General features: G+C 72.4%; 19 protein-coding genes. 7 read left to right on the forward strand and 12 right to left on the reverse strand.

Annotated features, from left to right (window positions below; genetic code table 11):
* Positions 1 to 13: 13 nt before the first annotated feature.
* From H4696_RS19245 to ggt, 4 genes are all read right to left on the reverse strand, one after another.
* Positions 14 to 511: a flavoprotein gene (locus H4696_RS19245; protein ID WP_086856789.1), complete on the reverse strand. Its 498-nt coding sequence runs from the start codon at positions 509 to 511 to the stop codon at positions 14 to 16.
* Positions 508 to 1,932, reverse strand: coding sequence for an RsmB/NOP family class I SAM-dependent RNA methyltransferase (locus tag H4696_RS19250; RefSeq protein WP_086856790.1), 1,425 nt, complete (start codon positions 1,930 to 1,932; stop codon positions 508 to 510). The genes H4696_RS19245 and H4696_RS19250 overlap by 4 nt, the downstream gene beginning before the upstream one ends.
* Positions 1,929 to 2,855 carry a methionyl-tRNA formyltransferase gene (gene fmt / locus H4696_RS19255; protein WP_086856791.1) on the reverse strand — a complete coding sequence of 309 codons (927 nt, stop codon included), beginning with the start codon at positions 2,853 to 2,855 and terminating at the stop codon, positions 1,929 to 1,931. Before fmt ends, H4696_RS19250 begins: the two co-directional genes overlap by 4 nt.
* A 183-nt stretch (positions 2,856 to 3,038) precedes the next feature.
* Entirely contained in the window at positions 3,039 to 4,838 is a 1,800-nt protein-coding gene (gene ggt, locus H4696_RS19260; RefSeq protein WP_086856140.1) for a gamma-glutamyltransferase, read from the reverse strand.
* A 206-nt stretch (positions 4,839 to 5,044) separates the two neighbouring features.
* Here ggt and H4696_RS19265 point away from each other — a divergent pair, with 206 nt between their 5' ends.
* The 6 genes from H4696_RS19265 to H4696_RS19290 all read left to right on the forward strand — a co-directional run bounded on the left by H4696_RS19265 (position 5,045) and on the right by H4696_RS19290 (position 12,001).
* Positions 5,045 to 5,860 (forward strand): lysozyme, encoded by an 816-nt coding sequence (locus tag H4696_RS19265; RefSeq protein ID WP_086856141.1) that lies wholly within the window; start codon positions 5,045 to 5,047, stop codon positions 5,858 to 5,860.
* 79 nt (positions 5,861 to 5,939) lie between these two features.
* Positions 5,940 to 7,289: a C15 family peptidase gene (locus tag H4696_RS19270; RefSeq protein WP_086856142.1), complete on the forward strand. Its 1,350-nt coding sequence runs from the start codon at positions 5,940 to 5,942 to the stop codon at positions 7,287 to 7,289.
* Positions 7,290 to 7,317: 28 nt separating this feature from the next.
* On the forward strand, positions 7,318 to 7,989 hold the full coding sequence (locus H4696_RS19275; RefSeq protein ID WP_249026824.1) for a Crp/Fnr family transcriptional regulator: 672 nt from the start codon (positions 7,318 to 7,320) through the stop codon (positions 7,987 to 7,989).
* A gap of 93 nt (positions 7,990 to 8,082) precedes the next feature.
* A complete protein-coding gene (locus H4696_RS19280; protein WP_086856144.1) occupies positions 8,083 to 8,883 on the forward strand; it encodes a hypothetical protein in 801 nt (266 codons plus the stop codon).
* Positions 8,884 to 8,888: 5 nt separating this feature from the next.
* Positions 8,889 to 10,760, forward strand: coding sequence for a hypothetical protein (locus tag H4696_RS19285; RefSeq protein WP_192782415.1), 1,872 nt, complete (start codon positions 8,889 to 8,891; stop codon positions 10,758 to 10,760).
* Positions 10,760 to 12,001: a hypothetical protein gene (locus H4696_RS19290; RefSeq protein ID WP_086856146.1), complete on the forward strand. Its 1,242-nt coding sequence runs from the start codon at positions 10,760 to 10,762 to the stop codon at positions 11,999 to 12,001. The genes H4696_RS19285 and H4696_RS19290 overlap by 1 nt, the downstream gene beginning before the upstream one ends.
* A gap of 319 nt (positions 12,002 to 12,320) precedes the next feature.
* Here H4696_RS19290 and H4696_RS19295 read toward each other — a convergent pair whose 3' ends face one another.
* From H4696_RS19295 to H4696_RS19315, 5 genes are all read right to left on the reverse strand, one after another.
* On the reverse strand, positions 12,321 to 13,709 hold the full coding sequence (locus H4696_RS19295) for a trehalose-6-phosphate synthase (protein ID WP_192782416.1): 1,389 nt from the start codon (positions 13,707 to 13,709) through the stop codon (positions 12,321 to 12,323).
* Entirely contained in the window at positions 13,706 to 14,938 is a 1,233-nt protein-coding gene (locus H4696_RS19300; RefSeq protein ID WP_158104261.1) for an MFS transporter, read from the reverse strand. The genes H4696_RS19295 and H4696_RS19300 overlap by 4 nt, the downstream gene beginning before the upstream one ends.
* Before the next feature lie 475 nt (positions 14,939 to 15,413).
* Positions 15,414 to 16,184 (reverse strand): HisA/HisF-related TIM barrel protein, encoded by a 771-nt coding sequence (locus H4696_RS19305; protein WP_086856334.1) that lies wholly within the window; start codon positions 16,182 to 16,184, stop codon positions 15,414 to 15,416.
* Complete coding sequence (locus H4696_RS19310; RefSeq protein WP_249026834.1) at positions 16,181 to 17,629, reverse strand: DHA2 family efflux MFS transporter permease subunit; 1,449 nt, start codon at positions 17,627 to 17,629, stop codon at positions 16,181 to 16,183. Before H4696_RS19310 ends, H4696_RS19305 begins: the two co-directional genes overlap by 4 nt.
* Entirely contained in the window at positions 17,626 to 18,237 is a 612-nt protein-coding gene (locus H4696_RS19315; protein WP_086856335.1) for an NADPH-dependent FMN reductase, read from the reverse strand. Before H4696_RS19315 ends, H4696_RS19310 begins: the two co-directional genes overlap by 4 nt.
* 103 nt (positions 18,238 to 18,340) lie before the next feature.
* On the opposite strand from H4696_RS19315, the gene H4696_RS19320 reads away from it, so the two are divergent.
* On the forward strand, positions 18,341 to 18,985 hold the full coding sequence (locus H4696_RS19320; protein ID WP_086856336.1) for a TetR/AcrR family transcriptional regulator: 645 nt from the start codon (positions 18,341 to 18,343) through the stop codon (positions 18,983 to 18,985).
* Between the two features lie 3 nt (positions 18,986 to 18,988).
* Here the strand turns inward: H4696_RS19320 and H4696_RS19325 are convergent, their stop codons facing one another.
* The 3 genes from H4696_RS19325 to rfbH are packed head-to-tail and all read right to left on the reverse strand — an operon-like array spanning position 18,989 to position 22,518.
* A complete protein-coding gene (locus H4696_RS19325; RefSeq protein WP_249026835.1) occupies positions 18,989 to 20,308 on the reverse strand; it encodes an NDP-hexose 2,3-dehydratase family protein in 1,320 nt (439 codons plus the stop codon).
* 12 nt (positions 20,309 to 20,320) lie between these two features.
* Positions 20,321 to 21,208: a glucose-1-phosphate thymidylyltransferase RfbA gene (gene rfbA / locus H4696_RS19330; RefSeq protein WP_086856337.1), complete on the reverse strand. Its 888-nt coding sequence runs from the start codon at positions 21,206 to 21,208 to the stop codon at positions 20,321 to 20,323.
* Positions 21,205 to 22,518: a lipopolysaccharide biosynthesis protein RfbH gene (gene rfbH, locus H4696_RS19335; RefSeq protein ID WP_086856338.1), complete on the reverse strand. Its 1,314-nt coding sequence runs from the start codon at positions 22,516 to 22,518 to the stop codon at positions 21,205 to 21,207. The genes rfbA and rfbH overlap by 4 nt, the downstream gene beginning before the upstream one ends.
* Positions 22,519 to 22,526 lie beyond the last annotated feature (8 nt).

Here is a 22,526-nt window from a genome sequence, read left to right on the forward strand (position 1 = left end):
CGCGGGCGGCGGCTCAGGGCAGCAGGTCCAGCGCCTCGGTCCACGGCCGCCGGATGTCCAGCCGGTGCAGCGTCACCCCGGCCTCCGCCAGGGTGTCGAGGTGGCGCTGCCACGCCGGGTGGTGCACCCGGGTGTCCTGGATCTGGTACGCCACCACGATCGTGATCCCCGGCGCGCCCAGCACGTCGCCGAGCACTGTCAGGGCCTGGTTGTCCGCGACGCCCAGCGCCAGCTTCGCCACCGAGTTGGCCGACGCCGGCGCGAACAGGAACACGTCCGGATCCGGGTGCGGCCGCGGCTCCCCCGGCAGCCGGGAGACGCTGCGCACCGGCAAGTCGGTGCACGCCGCCACCTCGGCGAGGCCGCCCGTGGACTCCAGCCAGCGCTGGGCCGTCGGCGTCAGGGTGATCGCCGTCCGCCAGCCGCGGTCGGCCGCCGGGCGGGCCAGCTCGGCGGCGAAGCGGGTGTCGAGCCCGCCGCACGAGCCGGCCACCAGGCCGAGGTCCCTCACGGTTTGCGCAGCACGGCGCAGAACATCGCGTCGGTGCCGTGGCGGTGCGGCCACAGCTGGACATACGGCCCGTCGCCCAGCTCCGGCACGCCCGGGAACAGCTCGCGCGCGTCCAGCACCTCGGCCTTGAGCCGCCGCGCCGTCTCGCCGATCACGCCCTCCGTCTCCGCGAGGTGCGGCGAGCAGACGACGTAGGTGAGCGCGCCGCCGGGCCGCAGCAGCGCGTACGCCGCGTTGATCAGCTCACCCTGCAGCTTCGTCAGGTCCGCGACGTCGGACGGCTGGCGGCGCCACCGCGCTTCCGGCCGCCGCCGCAGGGCGCCGAGGCCGCTGCACGGCGCGTCGACGAGGATCCGGTCGTAGCCCGGCTCCAGGCCGCTTTCGCGTCCGTCGGCGACGTGCACCTTCACCGGCAGCCCGCTCGTGGCCTTCTCGACCAGCTTCGCGCGGTGCGGCGCCTTCTCGACCGCGTCCACGGTCGCCCCGCTCAACGCCGCCAGCGCGCCGAGCAGCGCGGCCTTGCCGCCGGGCCCCGCGCACAGGTCGAGCCAGCGCTCGTCGGAGCCCTCGACGGGCACCTTCGTCGCGGCGATCGCGCACAGCTGGCTGCCCTCGTCCTGCACCGCGGCCAGCCGCTCGCGGATCGGCTCCGCGTCGGCCGGGTCGCCGGCGCCGGCGGGCAGGCGCACGCCGTACGGCGAGTACGGCGCCGGGTCGCCGCCGGTGATCGCGGCGAGCTCGTCGGCGCTGATCTCGCCGGGCCGGGCGACCAGGTGCACCTCGGGCCGCGCGTCGTCGGCTTCGAGCGCGGCCTTGAGCCCGGCACCCTTGTCGCCCAGCGCTTCGGCGAACGAGCGGGCGATCCAGCGCGGGTGCGCGGTCCGCAGCGCGTAGGCCCCGATCGGGTCGGCGGCGTCGTCCGGCGCGAGCTCGTCGAGCCACGCCGCTTCGTCCTTTTCGGACACCTTGCGCATGATCGCGTTGGCGAACCCCGTTGCCCACGAACCGGCTTCCGCGCGGACCATGTCCACAGTGGACGTCACGGCGGCGTGCTCGGGGATGCGCGTGCGCAGCAGCTGGTAGGCGCCGAGGCGCAGCGCGTCGAGCACCGCGGGGTCGGTCTGCGAGAGCGGGCGCTCGGCGCAGGCGGCGATCACGGCGTCGAGCAGGCCCTGGGCCCGCGAAGCGCCGTACGCGAGTTCGGTGGCCAGCGCGGCGTCGCGGCCGGTGATCCGCCGCTCGCGCAGCAGGTCCGGGAGGACGAGGTTGGCGTAGGCATCCTTGGTCCGCACGGCGGCGAGGACGTCGAACGCGGCCTGCCGGGCCGGGTCGATCTCCGGCGGGCGGCGCGGTCCCTCCTTGCGCGGTGCCGGGCGGCCCCGCTGCGGCCGTGACGGACGTCGTTCCCTGTGGTCGTTCACCGGAGGCGCTCTCCCTGGTCGATCCTCGTACCGCGCGCCCAGTCGGTGGCCGCCATCCGTTTCTTGCCGGGTGCCTGGACTTCGCCGAGCCGCAGCGGCTTCGTCGCCGTCCCGACCAGTACCCGTTTGCGCTCGACCACGATCTCGCCCGGCGGCGGGCCGGGTTCGTCGAGCACCGTGACCGGGCCGAGCTTGAACCGCTCGCCGCGGAACTCCGCCCACGCGCCCGGGTCCGGGCTGACCGACCGGATCTGCCGGTCGACCGCCGACGCCGGGTCCGCGAACGACACCCGCGCGTCCTCGACCGTCACCTTCGGCGCGTAGCTGATGCCCTCGGCGGGCTGCTCGCGCGCGACCAGGCTGCCGTCGGCGAGACCGTCCATGGTGGACAGCAGCAGCTTCGCCCCGGACTCCGCGAGCCGCCCGAGCAGGCCGCCCGCCGTGTCGGTGGCCCCGATGGCCTCGGTGACGACGCCGTAGACCGGGCCCGCGTCCAGCTCCTTGACTATCCGGAAGGTGGAGGCACCGGTGATCTCGTCCCCGGCGCGGATCGCGGCCTGCACCGGCGCGGCGCCCCGCCACGCGGGCAGCAGCGAGAAGTGCAGGTTCACCCAGCCCAGCCGCGGGATGTCGAGGGCGGCCTGCGGCAGCAGCGCCCCGTAGGCGACGACCGGGCAGGCGTCCGGCGCGAGCTCGGTGAGCCGCGCGAGGAAGGCCGGGTCGCTCGCGCGCGCCGGCGTGAGGACCTCGATGCCGTGCTCGTCGGCGAGCGCGCCGACCGGGGAGCGGACGACGCGGCGGCCGCGCCCGGCCTGCGCGTCGGGACGGGTGACGACCGCGACGACCTCGTGCCGTCCGGAGTCGAGCAGGGCGCGCAGCGCGGGGACCGCCGGGTCGGGCGTGCCGGCGAAGACGAGCTTCATCGGCCCACCCCCGGCGGGAGCGGGGATTCAGGTGGCTGGAACATCGGAGCCGAGTCTAGAAGGCCCTCTTCAGCAAGGCGCGCCAGCGCCCCAATGTGGCCTTCGGTGCGTCAGACGCACCCAAGGCGGCCTTCGGTGCGCAAGACGCAACCAAGGCCACATTGGGGCGCTCGGGCCGCGTCGCTACCAGCGCGTCGGCCACACCACCTGCGCCGAACCCGTACCACGCCGGACCGGTTCCGCCGCCGCCAGCCAGCGGCCGTCGCGCAGGCGCTCCACGCCCGTGGCCGCGCCGATTTCGGCCGGCGCCGTCGAGAAGCCCTGGCCACGGGCCCGCAGCTCCGCCGTCTCGGGCTGGTCCAGGAACGCCTGCTCGACCTGGGCGGCCGCCGAGTTGCGCTGCGAAGCGCGCGGGGCCGCGATCGCGTCCTCCAGGGACAGGCCCCGGTCGAGGCGGCCGAGGATCACCTGCAGGGCCGTCGTGATGATCGACGCACCGCCCGGCGAGCCGGTCGCGAAGAACGGGCGGCCGTGGTCGAGGACGATCGTCGGCGCCATGGACGAGCGCGGCCGCTTGCCGGGGCCCGGCAGGTTCGGGTCGGGCACGCCCGGCGTCACCGGCGTGAACGAGAAGTCGGTCAGCTCGTTGTTGAGCAGGAACCCGCGGCCCGGCACGACGATGCCGCTGCCGCCCTCCTGCTCGATCGTCAGCGTGTAGGCGACGACGTTGCCCCACTTGTCGGCGACCGTCAGGTGGGTGGTGTTCTCGCCTTCGTACGGCGTCGGCGCGGCCGTCGTCCCGGCGGCGCACGGTGTGGGGTGGCGAGGGTCGGCCGGGGCGACCGGGCTGGTCGCGGCCTTGTCCTTCGAGATCAGGCAGGCCCGCGTGTCGGCGAAGCGCTGGCTGAGCAGCTCGCGCGCCGGGACGTCGACGAACGCCGGGTCGCCGATCCAGCGGTTGCGGTCGGCGAAGGCGAACCGGGTCGACTCGAGGAAGTACTGCAGGTAGTCGGCCTTGCTCGCGTGCTTCAGGTCGAAGTTCTCGAGGATGTTGAGCGCCTCGGCGACGGTCAGCCCGCCGGACGACGGCGCCGGCATGCCGTAGACGTCGAGGCCGTGGTAGCTGGTGTGCGTCGGGCGGCGCTCGATCACGTCGTAGGCGGCGAGGTCGGCGGTGGTGAGCTTGCCGGGCCGGACGTTCAGCGTCGAGGCTGGATCCACCGGAGGCTGCTGCACGGTCTTGGCGATGTCCGCGCCGATCGGGCCGTCGTAGAGCGCGTCGACGCCGTGGCGTTCCAGCTGCGCGTACGTCGCGGCCAGGTCGGGGTTCTTGAAGACCGTGCCGGGCACCGGCGGCGCACCGCCCGGCAGGTAGAGCGAGCGCGTCGACGGGAACGCCGAGAACCGCGCGGCGTTGTTCGCGATCTGCGTCTGGAACGTCGAGTCGACGACGAAGCCGTTGCGCGCGAGGTTCTCCGCGGGCTTCAGCGACTTCGCCAGCGAGCGCGTGCCCCACTTGCGCAGCGCCTCGGACCAGGTCGCCGGCGTGCCGGGCACCCCGACGCTCAACCCGCTGGTGACCGCGTCGGCGAACGGCAGCGGCTTGCCGTTCTCGACGAACAGGTTCTCGTCGGCGGTCGCCGGCGCGGTTTCGCGGCCGTCCAAGGTGTGCACGCGGTGCGTCGCGGCGTCGTAGTAGACGAAGAACCCGCCCCCGCCGACCCCGGCGGAGAACGGGTCGGTGACCCCGAGCGCGGCGGCGACCGCGACCGCCGCGTCGACGGCGTTCCCGCCGTCGCGCAGGACCTGGGTGCCGATCGCGGTGGCGTCGGCGTCGATGCTGGCCACGGCCCCGCCGAAGCCGACGGCGACCGGCGACTTGGGGGTGGGGGTGGCCGCGGAAGCGGGCCCGCTCGCGACGGTGGTGACGAGCGCGGCGGCAGCGGCGATGACGAGGGTTCGGCGGCATCTGAGCGCGGGCATGCGGGCGAGTCTGCCTCTTGGCTTCCCCCGCTACAAGACGCCAACAGGGCCGATACACCCGTTTCGTCAGCTTTTCACACAGTTCAGGGGTTCCGGAAATTAAATCACATGGAGCAGTGACGTTGCCGGACCTGCTGTAACAGAATCGTGCGGCGCGGCCCTGCACAGCCGCGCACAGCGAGGGCAACCGGAAGGAACAACTCAAGATGACTGCACCACGACCGTGGCGCCGCCTGCTCGGCGCCGCACTCGCGGTCTCGACCTCCCTGCTGGTCGCGACCGCCACCGGCGCCGAGGCATCGCCGCCGCTCCCCCAGCAAGACGCCACCGGCAACCACGAAATGGGGGCGGCGATCCGCGCCCACGACGGGGTGGCCCCGGCCGGCCTCGCGCCGGCGTCGGTGGACTCGAGCGTCCCCGGCATCGATGTAAGCGCTTACCAGGGCAACGTCAACTGGGCTTCGTACTGGAGCGCGGGCAAGAAGTTCGCCTACGTCAAGGCGACCGAGGGCACCGGCTACACGAACGCGTACTTCAGCCAGCAGTACACCGGTTCGTACAACGTCGGCATGATCCGCGGCGCGTACCACTACGGCCGCCCGGACACCTCGGGCGGCGCGGCCCAGGCCGACTACTTCGTCGCCCACGGCGGCGGCTGGTCGAAGGACGGCAAGACGCTCCCGGGCACGCTCGACATCGAATGGGGGCCGAACAACGCCTGCTACGGCAAGACGCCGTCGCAGATGGTGGCGTGGATCAAGGCGTTCAGCGACGAGTACCACGCGAAGACGACCCGCTGGCCGGTGATCTACACGGCGACGAGCTGGTGGAGCCAGTGCACCGGCAACACCGGCGACTTCAGCTCGACGAACCCGCTGTGGGTGGCGCGCTACGCGTCCACGGTGGGCACGCTGCCGTACAACTGGGGCTTCTACACGTTCTGGCAGTACAGCTCCTCGCCGATCGACCAAGACACCTTCAGCGCGGACATCACGCGCCTGAAGGTGCTGGCGACCGGCTGATCCCGACTTAAAGGGGTTACGCGGGTGGCGCGGTCGGCGGAAGACTCGACCGCGTCACCCACGCCGTGGAGGGAACCCCGTGCGCCTGACCGCCCTGCTCCCCCTGCTCGCCGCCGTCCCGCTCTTCGCGCTCCCCGGCACGGCCGTGGCCGCGCCCGGCTGCTTCGACCCGGCCGCGCCGCTGACCGTGGAAGAACAACGCCTGACCGCGACCCTGCCGGCGGGCGGTCCCGCCGTCGGGCCCGAACTCGTCCGGCTGGCCGGGCTCGACCCGCTCGTCGCCGAGGTGAAGCACGATCTCTGCGCGGCGCGCACCCCGCGCCGGGCCGAGCGCCTGGTCACGCAGGCGGGCGACCGGCTGTGGCGCACAGCCGTCGACCGCGCCCAGGGCCGCCGTCCCGACCTCGGCACGCTCGACCGCTTCGACGACCGGCCGCTGTACTGGGCGAGGCTGCAGCTGAGCAGCGCGATCCGGCAGTGGCGGCCGACATTCGGATTGCCCGACCGGGCGGCCCTGCTCACGGCGTTCGACCGGGGCTCCCGCGGCCTGGACGACGTCCGCTTCCCGCTCGGCAAAACGCGGCGGGTCATGGTGAGCGGCTTCGACCCGTTCCAGCTGGACGGCCGCGGCCTCTCGATTTCGAACCCCGCCGGGGCGTCGGCGCTTCAGCTCGACGGCCGCGTCCTCGACACGCCGTCGGGCCCCGCGGTGGTCCAGGCGGTGAGTTTCCCGGTGGTGTGGGGCTACTTCGACGACGGCATCGTCGAAGCGGCGTACGGCTCCGCGCTGCGCGACCGCGCGCGGCGCCCGGACGTCGTGCTGACGATCAGCCAGGGCCGCCCGGGCCGCTTCGACGTCGAACGCTGGGCGGGCGCTTGGCGCGGCGGCTTCCCGGACAACAACAACGTTTCGGTGACCGGCGGGATCCCGCCGGCCGCGGGCTGGCCACAGCCGGACGTCCAGTTCATCGAGACGACGCTGCCGTACTCGCGGATGCTCGCGGTGCCGGGTGCGTACCCGGTGAACTTCAACCAGGCGTTCTGCGTGTGGCCGGACTCTTCGCACCCGGGTACCGGGACGGAGGTGTGCCGTTCGGACGCCCCGGCCCCCGGCGAAATCGCGGCTTCGGGCGGCGGCGGGAACTACCTGTCGAACGAGTCCATGTTCCGGGCGAACCGGGTCCGGCTGGGACTGGGCCTGACGTCGGTGGCGGGCGGGCACCTGCACACGCCGGTTTTGGGCCAACCGGCCGATCCGGCGGCGCTGACGGACCCGGCGTTCGAGTCCCGCCGCCAGGCGATCGCGGCCCAGGTGATCGCGTTGACTGCAGCGGCGGCGGGCGGCCCGGACGCGGGAATCCAGCCGCGGCAGGCGGAATCCCCGCGAGCGGCGCTGGAGTCCTTGCCGGGCACGGTGTTGAGCCGCTGAGCACGATCCCTCATTGTGCGCACGAGTCGTGAAGGGTATATCACCAAGTGTGACACGAGGGTTTCGCGCGCTTCTGGGTGACGATCGCTGGACCGGACTCCTGGAATATGGGGTCGAGCAGGTGTACCCGCCGGGTCGCTGCCTGTTCCGGCAAGGTGATCCGGGCTCAGCGGTCCTCGCCCTGGTTTCGGGACGCGTCAAGGTCCTCGGTGCCGAACCCGACGGCGGGCAACTGCTGATCACGTTGCGCGGAGCCGGCGACCTGATCGGCGAGGTCGCCGCCCGGCGGTTGTCCAAGCGCACTGCCACCGTCGAAACGATCGATCACTGCACGGCACGAGTGCTTTCCGTCGACCGGTTCAACGCCTTCCTGAACCGGCACGACGGACACTCGGTGCTCACCGACTACTTGGTCACCAAGCTTTCCCAGACGGTGCCCTACCAGGTGGAACTCGTGCACTTCAGCCCCGAACGCAAGATCGCGCGGTTGCTCCTGGAGGTCGTGGCCCTCGCCGACCGGTCCTCGGCCAACCCACACCACATTCCCTTCTCCCAGCGGGAAGTCGCCGACGCACTGGGCATGGCTCGCAGCACTGTCGCCCTGCACCTCCAGCGGCTCCGCGAGATCGGTGCGCTTCGATCCGGACCGCGACTCGCGGTCTCCGACCTCGACACACTGAAAATCTCCGCCGGAGTGTGACGCACGCCACTTTCCAACTGTCCGACGCCGGACAACGCACGTTCGCGAATCTCGACACCCTCGTCCTCGAAGCTCGACGACGAGGAGAAGCAAGTGACGCGAACACCCACCGAACTGCCTCCCTACCGGGCCCTGCTCGCCGTGGACATCCGGGACTTCAGCGGGACCCTCGCGAGGGACCACGCCCGGATCACCGATGCGGTGCCGACCATCCTGCGTTCCGCGTTCCAGCGGTGCGGGCTCGCCGAGACGTGGCAGGAGATGCGGTTCGGCTTCGGCACCGGCGACGGCTACGCACTCGGCCTTTCCTCGGCCGCGTTGCCCTTCCTGCTGAACCCGTTCCTCCCGGCGCTGCAGGAGGAACTCGTCTACCGCGACGAGGTGAACGCCGATCCGGTGCCGTTGCGGATGCGCGTCAGCATCCACGTCGGCCCGGTGACGGATTCGGGACAGGGGCTGCTCAGTGAAGGCAGCGGAACCGCTCGCATCGAAACCCACCGGCTGCTCGACGCGGCGCCGGTGCGCGAGCTGCTGAACCGGTCCGGTCCCATGACCCGGGTCGCGGCGATCGTGTCCGCCCGAGCGTACGAAGACGCCGTGCTCTCGGGGTATGCGGCGGACGCACCCGAGCACTACGTGCCCGCGCCGGTGGAGGTCAAGAAGCTGGTCGACACCGGCTACCTCCGGGTGCCGTCCCCCAGCGGGGACCTGCTTCGCGATGGGTTCCTGCCCCGCATCACCGACCCCGCGGTCGTCGGGGACGAAGGCCACCGCGACAGCGGAGCGGACCGGTCGGGGGAAGCAGCCCGGAACACGTACACCTTCCACGGTCCCGGCTTCGTCCACGGGGGCACCGGAGACCAGCACAACGAACCCGACTTCACCAAGCCGTGATCACCGTGCCGAGCACCTACACGTTCGAAGGCCCGGGTTTCGTCCACGGCGGCACCGGAGACCAGCACAACCACTTCGTCCTCGAGATGCGGCGACGGCGACCCGCGCAGTTCGTGGCGGGGGAACACATCAAGTGGCTCGCCGAGCGGTTCGTCTGGCCCGCACCGCTCGGCCGGCGCGCGTTGCGGGACTCGCGCACCCTCGTCCTCACCGGTCCAGAGGGCTCGGGCCGCCGCAGCGCCGCGCTGATGTGCCTCACCGAGCAGGCGACGCTGGACGCCGGACGCCTGCGCGAGCTTTCCGACCGCAGCGAAGACGACGGACCCGCCTTGGATCCGGCCGACATCAGGCCGGGTGAACGCCTGCTCCTCGACCTCACGCACACCGACGACCACCACGTCCGCGAACTCCGCCGCGAACTCGAAGGGTTCCGCGCCGCCGTGGACGACCAGGACGCCCGGCTCGTCGTGGTGATCCGGCGTGAGCAACGGATCCTGTTGCCCGAATCGCTCATCGCCACGGTCATCCCGATCGACCGGCCGTCGGGACCCGAGGTGTTCGAGGCGTACCTGTCCGCCGAAGGTCTTTCCCTGCCCAAGCCGCTTCCGCCGCTCGACGCCCCCGCTCCGTTCCTGGCGACGTCACCCATGCGCGAAGTCGTCGAACTGGCTTCGTTGACCACGGCGGTGGCTCGCAGAACCGGACGTGGCACGCTCGCCGAGTGGGCACGAGAAGCCGTGGCCGCGCACTCCGAGCGAGGCGAGCAAGCCGCCGCTCTGTTCCGCGAGCACCAGGATCCCGTCCTCCGGGCGCTCCTGGTGGTATCGGCGTTCCTCCCGGGCGCGACGCTGGACGCGATGGTCGAGGCCGAAGGCGCTTTCAGCCGGCTCGTGAACCTTCCCCGCGAGGAGAAGCACGTTCTCGACGGGGCTTATCTCGCCGAGCGGATGGCGATGGTCCGGCTCCACACCGACGGCCGCAAAGCCGTCGAATTCAAGGACCTGGCCCTGGACAAGGCCGTGCGAACGCACTTCTGGACCTACTTCCCCGAACTGCGCGACAAGATGTCCGAGTGGGTGGCGGTGGTGACCGCGCTTCCCAATGTCGGTATGCCCGCTGCCTCGGCCCTCGCGGACCACTACGCGGACCAAGTCCTGACGACGGGCCCGGTCTCGCCCCTCCAGGACCTCGCACGCCGGTGGTCCGCGAACGACGGCCAGAAGGTCCTCGCCCTCCAGGTGCTGGACGCCGGCCTGCAACACAGCACCTACTCGCCGGAGTTCCGCAAGTTCGTCTACCACCGGGCCAAGAACCCGAACACCGAAGCCGGCTTCGCCGAAGTGCTGATCGAAGCGTGCACCGAAACGATCGCCCCGGAGCGGCCGACCCAGGCGATGGTGCGCCTGCACTACTTCACCGGGCACAGCAACCCTTCCGTCCGGGCTCTGGCACACCGGCGCCTGCTCGCCCTCGTCAGTGCGCGGGGTTTCGAGCGATGGCTGCTCCACCGCTTGGCCACCGTCAGTCCGCGGCCGACGGACAGTGCGCTCCTGCTGGCGCTGGACATCCCCGCCCGGCTCGCCGCCGAACGCAGCGCCAAGACCAACCTCCGCGTCCTTTGGCACCGGCTGCTCGCGGAAGGGATCAGCACGTTGCCCGAGGCGCCGGTGCAACGCTGGCTCGACCAGCACCCCGCCTTGCTCGTCGAAGCGTGTGATGGGCAGGTACGCCTGCTCAGCACGCTGTACGCGTTCGCCCGTGACCAGGTGGACCGTGCGGTCGACGGTGAAGCGCGGCAGGTCCGGCGGGAAAGCGCCTTGACGCTCCAACACTTCATCGATGCCGCAATGGCACCCGTCCAGCCCGAGGAGCTGTGATGAGCAAGAACACCACCGAAACGATCGCGGGTGGCGCGATCGCCTTGCTCGTGCCGCTGTGCGTGGGCTTCGCCGCGGATTGGCCCGTCTGGGTCACCGCCTTGGCGGCCGTGACCGTCTTCCTCATCACGCTGTGGGGATTGCGCAGTTACCACTTCCGCACCGAGCAGGCGCAGCTCCGCGCGGAAAACGCCTACCGCCAGCAGATGGCAGCGCAGCAAACACCACCGCCCCCTCCGCCGCCGGCACCCGGACCGCCGCCGAGCCGGGCCGTCGCCCCGATGTCACTGCCCAGCTCGCTGGAAGGCATCCCGTTCACGTTCGGGTGCACGGTGCACTGGGATCCCGCGGAGCTCCGTCACAACCAAGGTCACGCCGATCCGGCCGCGGTCGCCACCGCGGCGATCGTGGAACGGGCCCGGCAGATCAGCCGGTCCCACCACCCGGACGACGACGCAGTGGTCCACTCGCTGGCCGCGTCACTCGGGCGGCCCGCTGCCACTTCCGATCGGTCGCTGCAAGCGTGGGCGACCGACGTGAAGACCCAGGTCGGCCAGCACCACCGCGAGCACCTCAATGCCCTGGCCGCCTTGCGACGGCAGCAACAGCTGCAGGAACAACGCATCGCGAACCAGCGCATGATGCGCGCGTACCTGGGCGACGAGGTCCTGACCGACGTCGGCAGCACCGTCGTGTGGTGGCTCGCGCGCAACGAAGAGGAAGTACGCGAGACGGTCGACCTCATCGGAACGCTGGCACGGCTGTCCGCGGCGGCCAACAACCAAGAGGTCGACGAGTTGTTCCGCCACCTCGTGCCGGAAAACGCCGCTCCGCGGCCGGCAGTCCCGCCGCCGTCATTCTTCACCCCGCCGGAGCCGGCGTTCTTCGTCGACGCTGCAGGCGAAGTCAACCCGGCGGCGGAGGACCGGGGCGCCAAGGTCGACCTGCTGCCCGATCCCGACGATGCCCAGAACAGTCTCTTCGGGCACCAGCTGGCGGATCTCGCCGAGCGGCACGGGCACTCCGACCTGGCACAGGAGTACCGCGAGCGATACCGGACGGTCGACGCAACCGGACCTTCCGGCTCAGTCGCTCCCCCTGAAGAGCAAGGTGGCTTCTTCGGGCACGAGCCGCCCTTGGCCGAGCCTCCGACGGGGAACGGCGGCGCCCCCTCGTACCCGGATGCCCCGGATCGGGAACCGGGGAGCGAAGACCGGCGTGACTGGGGTGCGGGCGGCTAGATGAGGTCGAGCGGGTCCGCCTGGACGCGGATCGGTTCCGTCGCCTTCTTCGTGTCCCGCCGGGCCGCCGCCGCGTGGATCAAGGCGTTCAGCGACGAGTTTCCCGCGTAGACGACCCCCGCTGGCCGGTCAGCTACGCCGCGGCCGGCAGGTGGAGCCAGTGCACCGGCAACACCGGCGACTTCAGCTCGACGAACCCGCTGCGGGTTCGATCGACCAGGACAGCAGCGCGGACATCTCGCGCCCGAAGGTGTCGGCGACCGGCTGACTCCCGGGCCGGGAACGCGCCCGTGCGCGTTCCCGGCCGCGGGATCCCCGGTCAGAGCCTGAAGACACCCTTCACCCAGCCGGCCACGGTTTCCTCGCGCAGGGCCGCGCGGCGCTCGCTCCGCAGTGACGATCCGGGCCGGGTCAGCGCTGCCTCCATCGCTTCGCCGGTCGCGGTCAGGTCGAACGGGTCGATCCCGACGGCGAAGCGGCCCAGCCCCTCGATCACGCCGGCGTTCTCCGACAGCAGCAGCGTCGCGTCGTCCGGCAGCAGGTACGCGGCTTCCTTGGCGAACAGGTTGAGGCCGTCGTAGGTCGAGTTGACCAGCGCCGCGTCGCTCATGCTCAGGCCGGCCAGGACGCAGTGGCGGGAGTCGTCGTCCGCGGCCGGGCGGATCAGCGAAACCGCCTCCTGGCCGCCGGTCGCGAACCGGGCGTTGATCCGGCGCACGATCTCCTCGGTCTCCTCCGCGTGGGCGAGGTGGCGGCCGGCGGCGCGGCTCGGCGTCGTCACGACCGCGGCGAACCAGCACTCCGCCGCCAGCTCCGGGCGGCGTTCGAGCAGCAGCTCGTAGGCGCGGAACCCGCGGGGCAGGTTCTTCCACAGGTCCAGCCGGTCGGCGCGCAGCATGATCCGGCGCCCCTGCGACCACCGCGCCAGCCGGGTGCGCCACCGCTTCATCGCGGCTTCGCCGGTCATGCGGTCGATCGTGCCGGTGTCGAGCGGGAACGGCGTCGCGACGAGCTCCGTCCGGTGGCCGCCGAGGAGCACGCTCCGCCCGTCGACGACGGCGCCCGGCACGTACCGGGCGCAGCAGCGCAGGAACGCGTCGGCCCAGCGGGTCGCGTGGAAGCCCACGACGTCGCAGCGCAGCAGGCTGGTCAGGAGCCGGACGCGGATGCGGCGCGGGAGGAGCGAAAAGTAGTCCGGCTCGCACCAGGGGGTGCCGAGGAAGTAGGTGAGCTTGCCGCGGGCGGGCTGCTCCGCGGTGAAGAACTCCGGGACCAGCATCAGGTGCGGGTCGTTCAGCAGGACGAGGGTGTCCCCGGCGCCGGCGGCCAGTTCGGCGAGCCGCTTGGCGTAGGTGCGGTTGACCTCTTCGTAGCCGGCCCAGGCGGCCCACAGCGCGTCGTCGAACACCGGCTGGGCCGACGTGTCGTGCATGTAGTGCAGCAGGCCCAGCAGGAGCCGGATGGAGATTTCGTCGTAGTGCTTGCGCCGCAGGTCTTCCCCGGGCTCGATCGGGTGCAGGAAGACGTCCTCGCCGATCCGCACGGTGTCCGGCGCGTCCGGCCGGTCGGGCGGCGCGGTGAAGATCCAGTGCCCGCCGTGCTGTTCGAGCAACGCGACGAGCATCGGCGCGAGACCGCCGGGCGAGCGGGGCGCGAGCACCCCGCCGTCCCAGCGCGGGCAACTGTTGCTGCAGGTCAGAATCCTCATGAAGGTCGCCTCCTGGCGCGCGTGCAGGTGAGGGCCAGACCGGCGGCGGCGAAGACGCCGAACCCCGCGGCCAGGCCGCGGTAACCGCCGATCGCCGAGACGACGCCGGCCAGGGGCGCGGCCACCACGGCCGCCAGTCCCATCGCCGCCTCGCCGATTCCTTCGAGGTGGGTGCGCAGTCCGGGCGACGCGGTCGCGCCGAGCAGGGCGCTGCCGCCGACCACGCCGCCGTTCCACCCCAGCCCGACGAGGACGAGGTGGAGGGTCATCACCACGGGGTCGTGCTCGCCGGCCATGGCGCCGAGCACGCCGGCGCCGAGCAGGAGCACACCCCCGGCCGCGATGAGGTGCACCGGGCCGAACCGGTCCGCGAGCGCGCCGGTGACCGCGGACGGGCCGAACATGCAGACGACGTGCAGCGCGACCACGAGCCCGACCGCGGTCAGGCCGTCGCCGCCCGCGCTCAGGTGGACCGGCGCCACGGTCATCACGCCGACCATGGCGAAGTTCGTCAGCGCGAGCGCGGCGATCGCCGGCCATGCGCGGGACGAGCGCAGGGCCCGCAGGACTCCCCCGGTCGCGGTGCCTTCCGGACGTCCGCCGGACAGGCCGAAGCGGGACAACACGGCGAACGCGAGGGCCGCGGCCCCGAAGGCCACGAGGGCCACCAGGTACGCGCCGGATTCGCGGACCAGGCCCGCGTGCGCCGCCAGCGCCGCGCCCGGGCCCAACAGCAACGGGCTGACGACGGCGCCGACGGAGGTCGCGGACAGCACCCGCCCCAGGGCGCGGCCGCGGCGGTCTGGGGGTACCACCGCGGCCGCTGCGTACCGTGCCAGGAAGACCGCCGCGTTGGCGGCGCCCAGCAGGACGCTCCCGAGGAGAACGAGGGGGAAGCTCCCGGTCGCGGCGGCCGGCACGACCAGCGCGGCACCGGCCGCGCCGACGGCGAACCCGGCCGCCAGCCCCGGGCCGCGGCGGCCCTGGGAAGCCAGCCGTGACACCAGGATGGCGGCGCCGGCCTGGCCGGCGAGGTTCATCGCGACCGGAAGCCCGGCCGCCGCGGCCGACCCGGTCATCGCGGTGGCCAGCAGCGGACCGGCCGTGCCGCCGGCCGCGAGCCCGGTACTGCCGACCGCGGTGGCGAGCGCCACCAGTGCCGGGACCGCGGCGGTGCCCCGCGGTGGCGGGACGGGCCGGTGCGGGCGCACCGGGACTTCCGACGACAAAGCTTCCCCCTCGTTTCCCCGTACCGCCGCGCCAACCCGCGGCGGCGATTTCCGGCTGCCGCGTGGTGCGGCAGCGAGTTCGTGGTGGCGGACCGGGTGGCCCGGCACCAGGCGCGGCTTCGGTTGCCGCGCCGGTGGTGGTGCCGCCTTGGCTTGGCGGCGACTTCGGCTGCGACGCCAAGGCGCGGCAGCGAGCTCCGGCGCCGGACTGGGTTGGCCCGACACCAAGCGCAGCTTCGACAGCCGCGCCGAGACGCGGCGGCAATTTCGGCTGCCGAGGCAGGGCGCGGCAGCGAATTCCGGTGCCGGACCGGGCTGCCCGACATCAAGCGCGGCAACGACTTGCGGCACCGGCCGGACTTGCGAAGCGCACCCCGGGCGACACCGCCACCACGCCGAAGCGCCGTGGTTCCGTTGTCCGCCCGGGCAGTACCGGCAACCGCGGCAAGGCACGGCAGTGGCAGTCGGCGCCGGGTCAGACCGCTGCCGCTACCTCCGGCATCGGGCCGGACTCGTACGACAGCAACCCCGCCAAAGCCGCCTGGCGCATTGCCGCCGCCATCAACAACGGAGACTCCGCGCGGACCAGCGCCGTGTTCACCAGGGTTGCCGATGCTCCCAGTTCCATCGCCTCCGCGACGTGCCGGGCGCTGCCGATGCCGCCCTCCACGACCACCGGGATGCGGACCTGGTCGATCACCTCCCGGACCGCCGCCGGGTTCGCGATGCCGCGGCCCGAGGCGACCGGGGACGCCATCACGCGCAGCGCGGCGCAGCCCGCCTCCTCGAGGGCGCGGGCGGTCGCCGGGTCGGGGAGGATGAACGGGAGCAGTTCCATGCCCTCGGCGCGCAGCTCGCGCGCCGCCTCGACGGTGCCCGCGTTGTCCGGCATGTTGTCTTCGCCGCGCACGTCGAGCTTCAGGATCTCGATGCCCAGCGATTCGCGCAGGATCCGGGCGCTGCGCAGCGCGCTTTCCCGGGAACGGGCGAAGGACGTCGTGCCGACCCACGTGAAGTCGTCGAGCGGCAGCTCGTCGGCCAGGTCCATCAGGAGCAGGCTCGAGCGGCGGTTGTCCGGGTCCACGGTGGTGATGAAGACGTCCGCGCCCGCCGCCTTGAGGACGTCGCGCACGAGGGGGACCGAATCGTACTGCTCGATGCCGACGATCACGCGGGAGCGGAACTCGCGGGCGCCGATCTTCAGCCACGGTTCGTCGGCGACGACGCCGATGTCCGGAATGGTCACTGTTCGTCCGTCCTTTCCAGCGGTTCACGGGTGGTGCGGGCGCGGTGGAGGGTGATGCGGAGCCACTGCGAACAGATCAAGGCGAGCACCGCCGAGCCGGTCAGCCACCAGAACACCCCGCGGAACGCGTGCTCTTCGCCTGCCGCGAGGCCGTTGGCGATGGTGACCGTGTACAGCGAGCCGCCGAGGGCGCCGCCGATGCGCTGGACGATGTTGACCTGCGTGGTGGCGTCGGGGAGCTGGTCCGGGTGCACCGTCTGGTAGGCCGCGATCCCGGGCGGGACCGCGGTCGCCGCGACCGACGCGCCGAGCAGGACCAGCAGGACCTCGATCAGCACCGGGTCGGCGTCGGCGTCCGCGCCGGCGACGAGGAACACGATCGTGGTCGCGAGCGCGGCCACGCTGCCCCACGTGGCGACCACGCCGCCGCCGTAGCGGTCGGTCAGCCGGCCGGTGACCGGCAGCGCGACCGCCGTGCCGATGCCGAGCGCGAGCATCCGCAGCCCGGTGCCGATCACGCCGTCGTGGTGCAGGATTTCGAAGTACAGCGGGAAGACCAGGGCCGCGCCGAACATCAGGGCGCCGCTGAACACGGCCGCGCCGCTGGCCGCGACGTACACCGGGCGCCGGTAGAGCCCGAGGTCCATCAGCGGGTTCGCCCGTCGCCGGGTACGCAGCACGAACACCGTCAGGCCCGCGACGCCGAGCACGAGCGGGACCAGGACTGACCACGCGGCCATGGTGCCCGCCGAACTCCACGCCGTCAGCGCGTACACCAGCAGCGGGAGGCCGCCGCCGATCCACACGAAGCCCCACCAGTCGAGCGGGGCCGCGCCGCCGCGTTCGCCGCGGGGGACGTAACGGAGGCCGAACAGCAGCCCGATCGCGCCGATGGGCAGGTTGATCAGGAACAGCCACTCCCACGACAGCGCGTGCAGCACCAGGCCGCCGACGACCGGGCCGAGCGTCGGGGCCAGCGCCGCGGCGATGCCGAGCGTCGACATCACCCGGCCCAGCCGCGCGGCGCCGACCGCCTGGCCGATGATCGTCTGGCCCGCCGGGACCATCAGGCCCGCGGCCAGGCCCTGGACGACGCGCAGGCCGATGAGCCAGCCGACGTCCGGCGCGGCCGCGCACAGCCCGGAGGAGACGGTGAAGGCCACCAGCGCCATCAGCCAGAGCCGCCCGGGACCGAGCCGGCGGCCCAGCCAGCCGCACAGCGGCAGCGAAACGGCGAGCGCGACGATGTAGGCGGTCGCGACCCACTGCACCTCGGCGAGCCCGGCGTGCAGGTCGGCGCCGATGGTGTCCAGTCCGATGTTGGTCAGCGAGGCGTCGAGCCCGGACGCGAACGCCCCGAACACGATGACCAGCGCGAGCCGCCAGACCGGCCAGCCGATGCGGTCATCCGTGGCCGGTGCGGCGGTCGCGTCCGCGCGGGTCACGCCCGCACCTCTCCCGCCGCCGCGCGGCCGGCGCGCAGCGGAGCCAGTGCCGCCGACCACGCCACGACCTCGTCGATCATCCGGGTGAGCGTCGGCTCCTGGTGGTCGCCGGGCGCGAACTCGCCCGGCTGCGTCATGTCGGTGATCTTGAAGTCGGCGAAGAGCGACAGCGCCACGCACGAGCGCACGTCCGCGAGCTTGACCTCGGACACGGCGGCCCGGAGGTGCTCGACGGCGCGGATGCCGCCGTGCAGGCCGTAGCTGACGAACCCGGCCGCCTTGTCGCCCCACTCGGCGAAGAGGTAGTCGATCGCGTTCTTCAGCGCGGCCGGGTAGGAGTGGTTGTACTCCGGGGTGACGAAGATGAAACCGTCGAACCCGTCGATCACGCGCGCCCAGCGCCGCGTGTGCTCGTTCGCGTAGTCGCCGATCGCCGCCGGCACCGGCTCGTCGAGCAGCGGCAGGTCGAAGTCGGCCAGGTCCACGATTTCGAAGCTGACGTCGCCCGAGCCGGCGTGCCGTTCGGCGACCTCGAGCACCCAGGCGGCGACCAGTGCCGCGCGGCGGCGCGGCCGGGTGCTGCCGGTGATGACGGCGATCCGGGTCATGGTGACTCCTTTTTGCTGCGGAAACTCGGGAGGCTTCGCCAAGTACAGTACACGTTGTACTTTACCGATGCAACGGGCGTTGTACATCGGCTAGGATCAGCGCATGAACAGCACCGAAGCGGCGGCGCGCCGCCCCCAGCGCTCCAGCGACAAGCGCCGCGCGATCCTCGACGGCGCCCGCGTCACCTTCGCCCGCGAGGGCTACAGCCGGGCGAGCATCGACGCGATCGCCGCCGCCGCGGACGTCTCCACCCGCACCCTCTACAACCACTTCGGCGACAAGGCGCGGCTGTTCCAGGAGGTCATCCAGACCAGCGCGACCGAGGTCGCCGAGGCCCAGCTCGCCCTGATCGAGCACCACTTCGGCGCCGTCACCGACGTCGAGGCGGCCCTCACCGCGTTCGCCGGCGCGTGGGCCCGGCCGAACCCGGAGTTCGCCGACCACTTCGCGCTCGTGCAGCAGATCCGGGCCGAGGCCGGGCACCTCCCGCCCGCGGTGCTGACGGCCTGGCAGCAGGCCGGCCCGCATCGCGTCCAGGCGGAGCTGGCCTCGCGGCTGGGGCAGCTGGCCGAGCGCGGCCTGCTGCGCGTCGAGGACCCCGAACGCGCCGCGTTCCACCTGTCGCTGCTCGCGGCGGCGGAGGTGGACAGCCGCAGCTACCACGGCGCGATCCCCATCCCCGACGCCGAAGTCGCCGAGCTCGCCACCGCGGGCGTCCGGGTGTTCCTGCACGGCTACCTCCCCTGACCCTCAGGCGGCGACGCGCGGGCGCGCGCCGTCCAGTACCGGGCCGGCGGCCAGGTTCAGGCACGCCAGCAGGCACCGGGCCCCGACGTTGACGTAGCTGCCGTGGCCGACGAACCCGGCGAGCTCGGCCGGGGTCATCCAGCAGAAGTCGTCCGGGACGTCGAGGGCGGCGTCCGGCTCGGTTTCGACGACGAGGTACCGGTTCTCCGCGTGGTGGAACCGGCCACCCTCCTCCGAGTGGACGACGTCGAGCAGCCGCGCGGACGCCGGTGCCGCGAGCACCTCGTCGAGGAACCGCGGCCGGGCCCCCGCCGGGTAGTTGGCCGGGATGCAGTGCACCGTCGGCGCCATCTCGACGACGTCGTGCGTCCCCGCCTCCGTGCGGGCCTGGACCAGCACCTCGAGCCGGCCCGCCACCCGGCGGCCGAGGAACGCGACGACCCCGCGCCCGTGCGGCGCGATCATCGGCTGCGACCAGCTCTTCACCTCGCGGTGCCCGGCGGTGACGTCGACCCCGATCACCGAGAAGTGCCGTCCGTCGCAGTGGCGGATCTCGTGCGGCCCCCGCTCCCAGTCCGGCAGCACGGCCAGCGGCGTGCGCGTCCGGCTCAGCCGGTACCGCGCCTTCACCTCGGTGAACCAGCTGACCAGCTCGGCCGTGCGGGCCGGGCCCGGCGCCGCCCCGGCGGCGAACGAGAGCCCGGACAGCACCGTCCGGGCGTCCATGTTCACCACGTTGTCGGCCAGCAGGAGCTCGCCCAGCTGCGCCAGGGTCAGCCAGCAGAAACCGGGCCGCACGGGCACGTCCTCGGTGACTTCGATGATCATGTTGCGGTTGCGCTTGCTCAGGAACCACGAGCCCTGCTCCGACTGCAGCGAGTCGAAGACCACCCGCCCGCGGCGCGGGCTCCGGAAGTGCTCGAGGTAGGGCACCGGGCTGCCCTGGTGCACGCGCGTGTAGTTGCTCTTGGTGGCCTGCACGGTCGGGGAGAGCTGGACGCCGTTGACGTTGCCCGGCTCCACCTTGGCCTGCATGAGGTAGTGCGGCTCGCCGCCGATCTCGCGGGTGAGGATGCCGAGGATGCCGATCTCGGGCTGCACGATGATCGGCTGGGTCCACGACTCGACGTCGCGGTGGTCGGTGCCGATCGCCAGCCCCTCCACGGTGAAGAACCGCCCGCTGCGGTGGGCCAGGTTGCCGGTGACGGGATCGACCGCCCAGCCCGGCATGCGGTCGAGCCGGGTGCGGGTGACGGTGAAGTCCTGGGCCCGGTCGCGCTCGGCGAGCCAGTCCAGGCACTCCCCGCTGTCTCGGAACAACACGGTTTTCCCTCCCTACGCGGGCGCCGGGGCGCCGGCCGCTTCGGCGATCTGCATGACGTACCGCCCGTAGTCCGAACCCGACATCGCCGCGCCGAGCCGGTGGCACGCGGCCGCGTCGATGAACCCCATGCGCAGCGCGATCTCCTCGATGCAGGCGATCCGCACGCCCTGGCGGTTTTCGATGATCTGCACGTACTTCGCCGCCTCGGCCATGGCGTCCGGGGTGCCGGTGTCGAGCCAGGCGTACCCGCGGCCGAGGTCGACCAGCGTCGCGCGCCCGCGCTCGAGGTAGGCCCGGTTGACGTCGGTGATCTCCAGCTCGCCCCGCGCCGACGGGCGCTGCCGCGCGGCGATCGAGACGACTTCGCTGTCGTAGAGGTACAACCCGGTGATCGCCCGGTTCGACCGCGGCCGCGCCGGCTTCTCCTCCAGCGACACCAGCCGGCCGGTCTCGTCGGCCTCCCCGACGCCGTAGCGCTCGGGGTCGGCGACCGGGTAGCCGAACAGCGTGCAGCCGTCGAGGTTCTTGATCGCGTCGGCCAGGATCGTCGGGAACCGCGGGCCGTGGAAGATGTTGTCCCCGAGGATGAGCGCCACCGGCTCGTTCCCGATGTGCGCGGCGCCGAGCCGGAACGCGTCGGCGATCCCGCGCGGCCGGTCCTGCACCGCATAGGAGATGGTCATCCCCAGCGCGCTCCCGTCGCCGAACAGCCGCTCGTAGGCCGGCCGGTCGGCCGGGGTGGTGATGAGCAGGATGTCGTGGATCCCGGCGAGCTGGAGCACCGAAAACGGGTAGTAGATCATCGGCTTGTCGTAGACCTGCAGCAGCTGCTTGGACGTCGCCTGCGTGACCGGGCCGAGCCGCGAGCCGGTCCCGCCGGCCAGGATGATGCCCTTCACCGCTTCGCCGCCCGCCCGCCGACGAAGTCCTTCACCGACGACGAGACGTAGTCGATCATCTCGTCGGTCAGCCCCGGGTAGACCCCGACCCAGAACGTGTTCTCGGTGACGACGTCGCTGTTGGCCAGCTCGCCCGAAACCCGGTAGTGCTGCCCTTGGTAGGCGGGGTGGCGGGTGAGGTTGCCGGCGAACAGCCGCCGGGTCCCGATCTTGCGCTCTTCCAGGAACGACACCAGTTCCGCGCGGGTGAACGGCGCGTCGGGCGTGACGGTCAGCGCGAACCCGAACCAGCTCGGGTCGCTGCGCGGGGTCGCTTCCGGGAGCAGCAGGTGCGGCAGCCCGTCGACGGCGTCGCGCAGGCGCCGCCAGTTCCGCCGCCGCGCCGCGCAGAACTCGTCGAGCTTCGCCAGCTGCGAAAGCCCGAGCGCGGCCTGCAGGTCGGTCGTCTTCAGGTTGTAGCCGACGTGGGAGAAGATGTACTTGTGGTCGTAGCCGGCCGGCAGGTCGCCCAGCCGGTAGCCGAACCGCTTGAGGCACTTGTTGCTCTCCCCCGGCTCGCACCAGCAGTCCCGGCCCCAGTCGCGCAGGGACTCCACGATCCGGGCCAGGCCCAGGTCCGCGGTGAGCACGCAGCCGCCCTCACCCATGGTGAGGTGGTGGGCCGGGTAGAAGCTGACGGTGGCGAGGTCGCCGAAGGTCCCGGTGAGCCGCCCGTCGTAGGTCGAGCCGACGGCGTCGCAGTTGTCCTCGACGAGGAACAGGTCCTTCTCTTCGGCCAGCCGGGCGATTTCCGTTGCCTCGAACGGGTTCCCGAGCGCGTGCGCGACCATGATCGCCCGGGTCCGGTCGGACACCGCGGCCGCGACCCGCTCCGCCGTGGTGTTGTAGGTGCCCAGCTCGATGTCGACGAACACCGGCACCAGGCCGTTCTGCAGGATCGGGTTCACCGTGGTCGGGAACCCGGCGGCGACGGTGATCACCTCGTCGCCGGGGCGCAGCCGCCGCTCGCCCAGCTGCGGCGAGGTGAGCGCGGACAGCGCGAGCAGGTTGGCCGACGAGCCGGAGTTGGTCAGGTGTGCCTTGCGGCGGCCGAGCTTGCGGGCGAAGCGCGATTCGAACGTCCTCGACGCCCCGCCCGCGGCGATCTTCAGGTCGAGCGCGGCCGCGGCCAGCGCGACGCGGTCGTCGGCGTCCAGCACGGCGCCGGAGGGCCAGATTTCGGTTTCCCCGGGCACGAACCCGCGCCCGGTCTCGGCTTCGGCGTGGTAGGCCCGGACGTCGTCCAGGATCGAGGTCCTGCGGTCGGTCATGCGTCCTC

Source organism: Amycolatopsis lexingtonensis (assembly GCF_014873755.1).
Lineage (GTDB): Bacteria > Actinomycetota > Actinomycetes > Mycobacteriales > Pseudonocardiaceae > Amycolatopsis > Amycolatopsis lexingtonensis.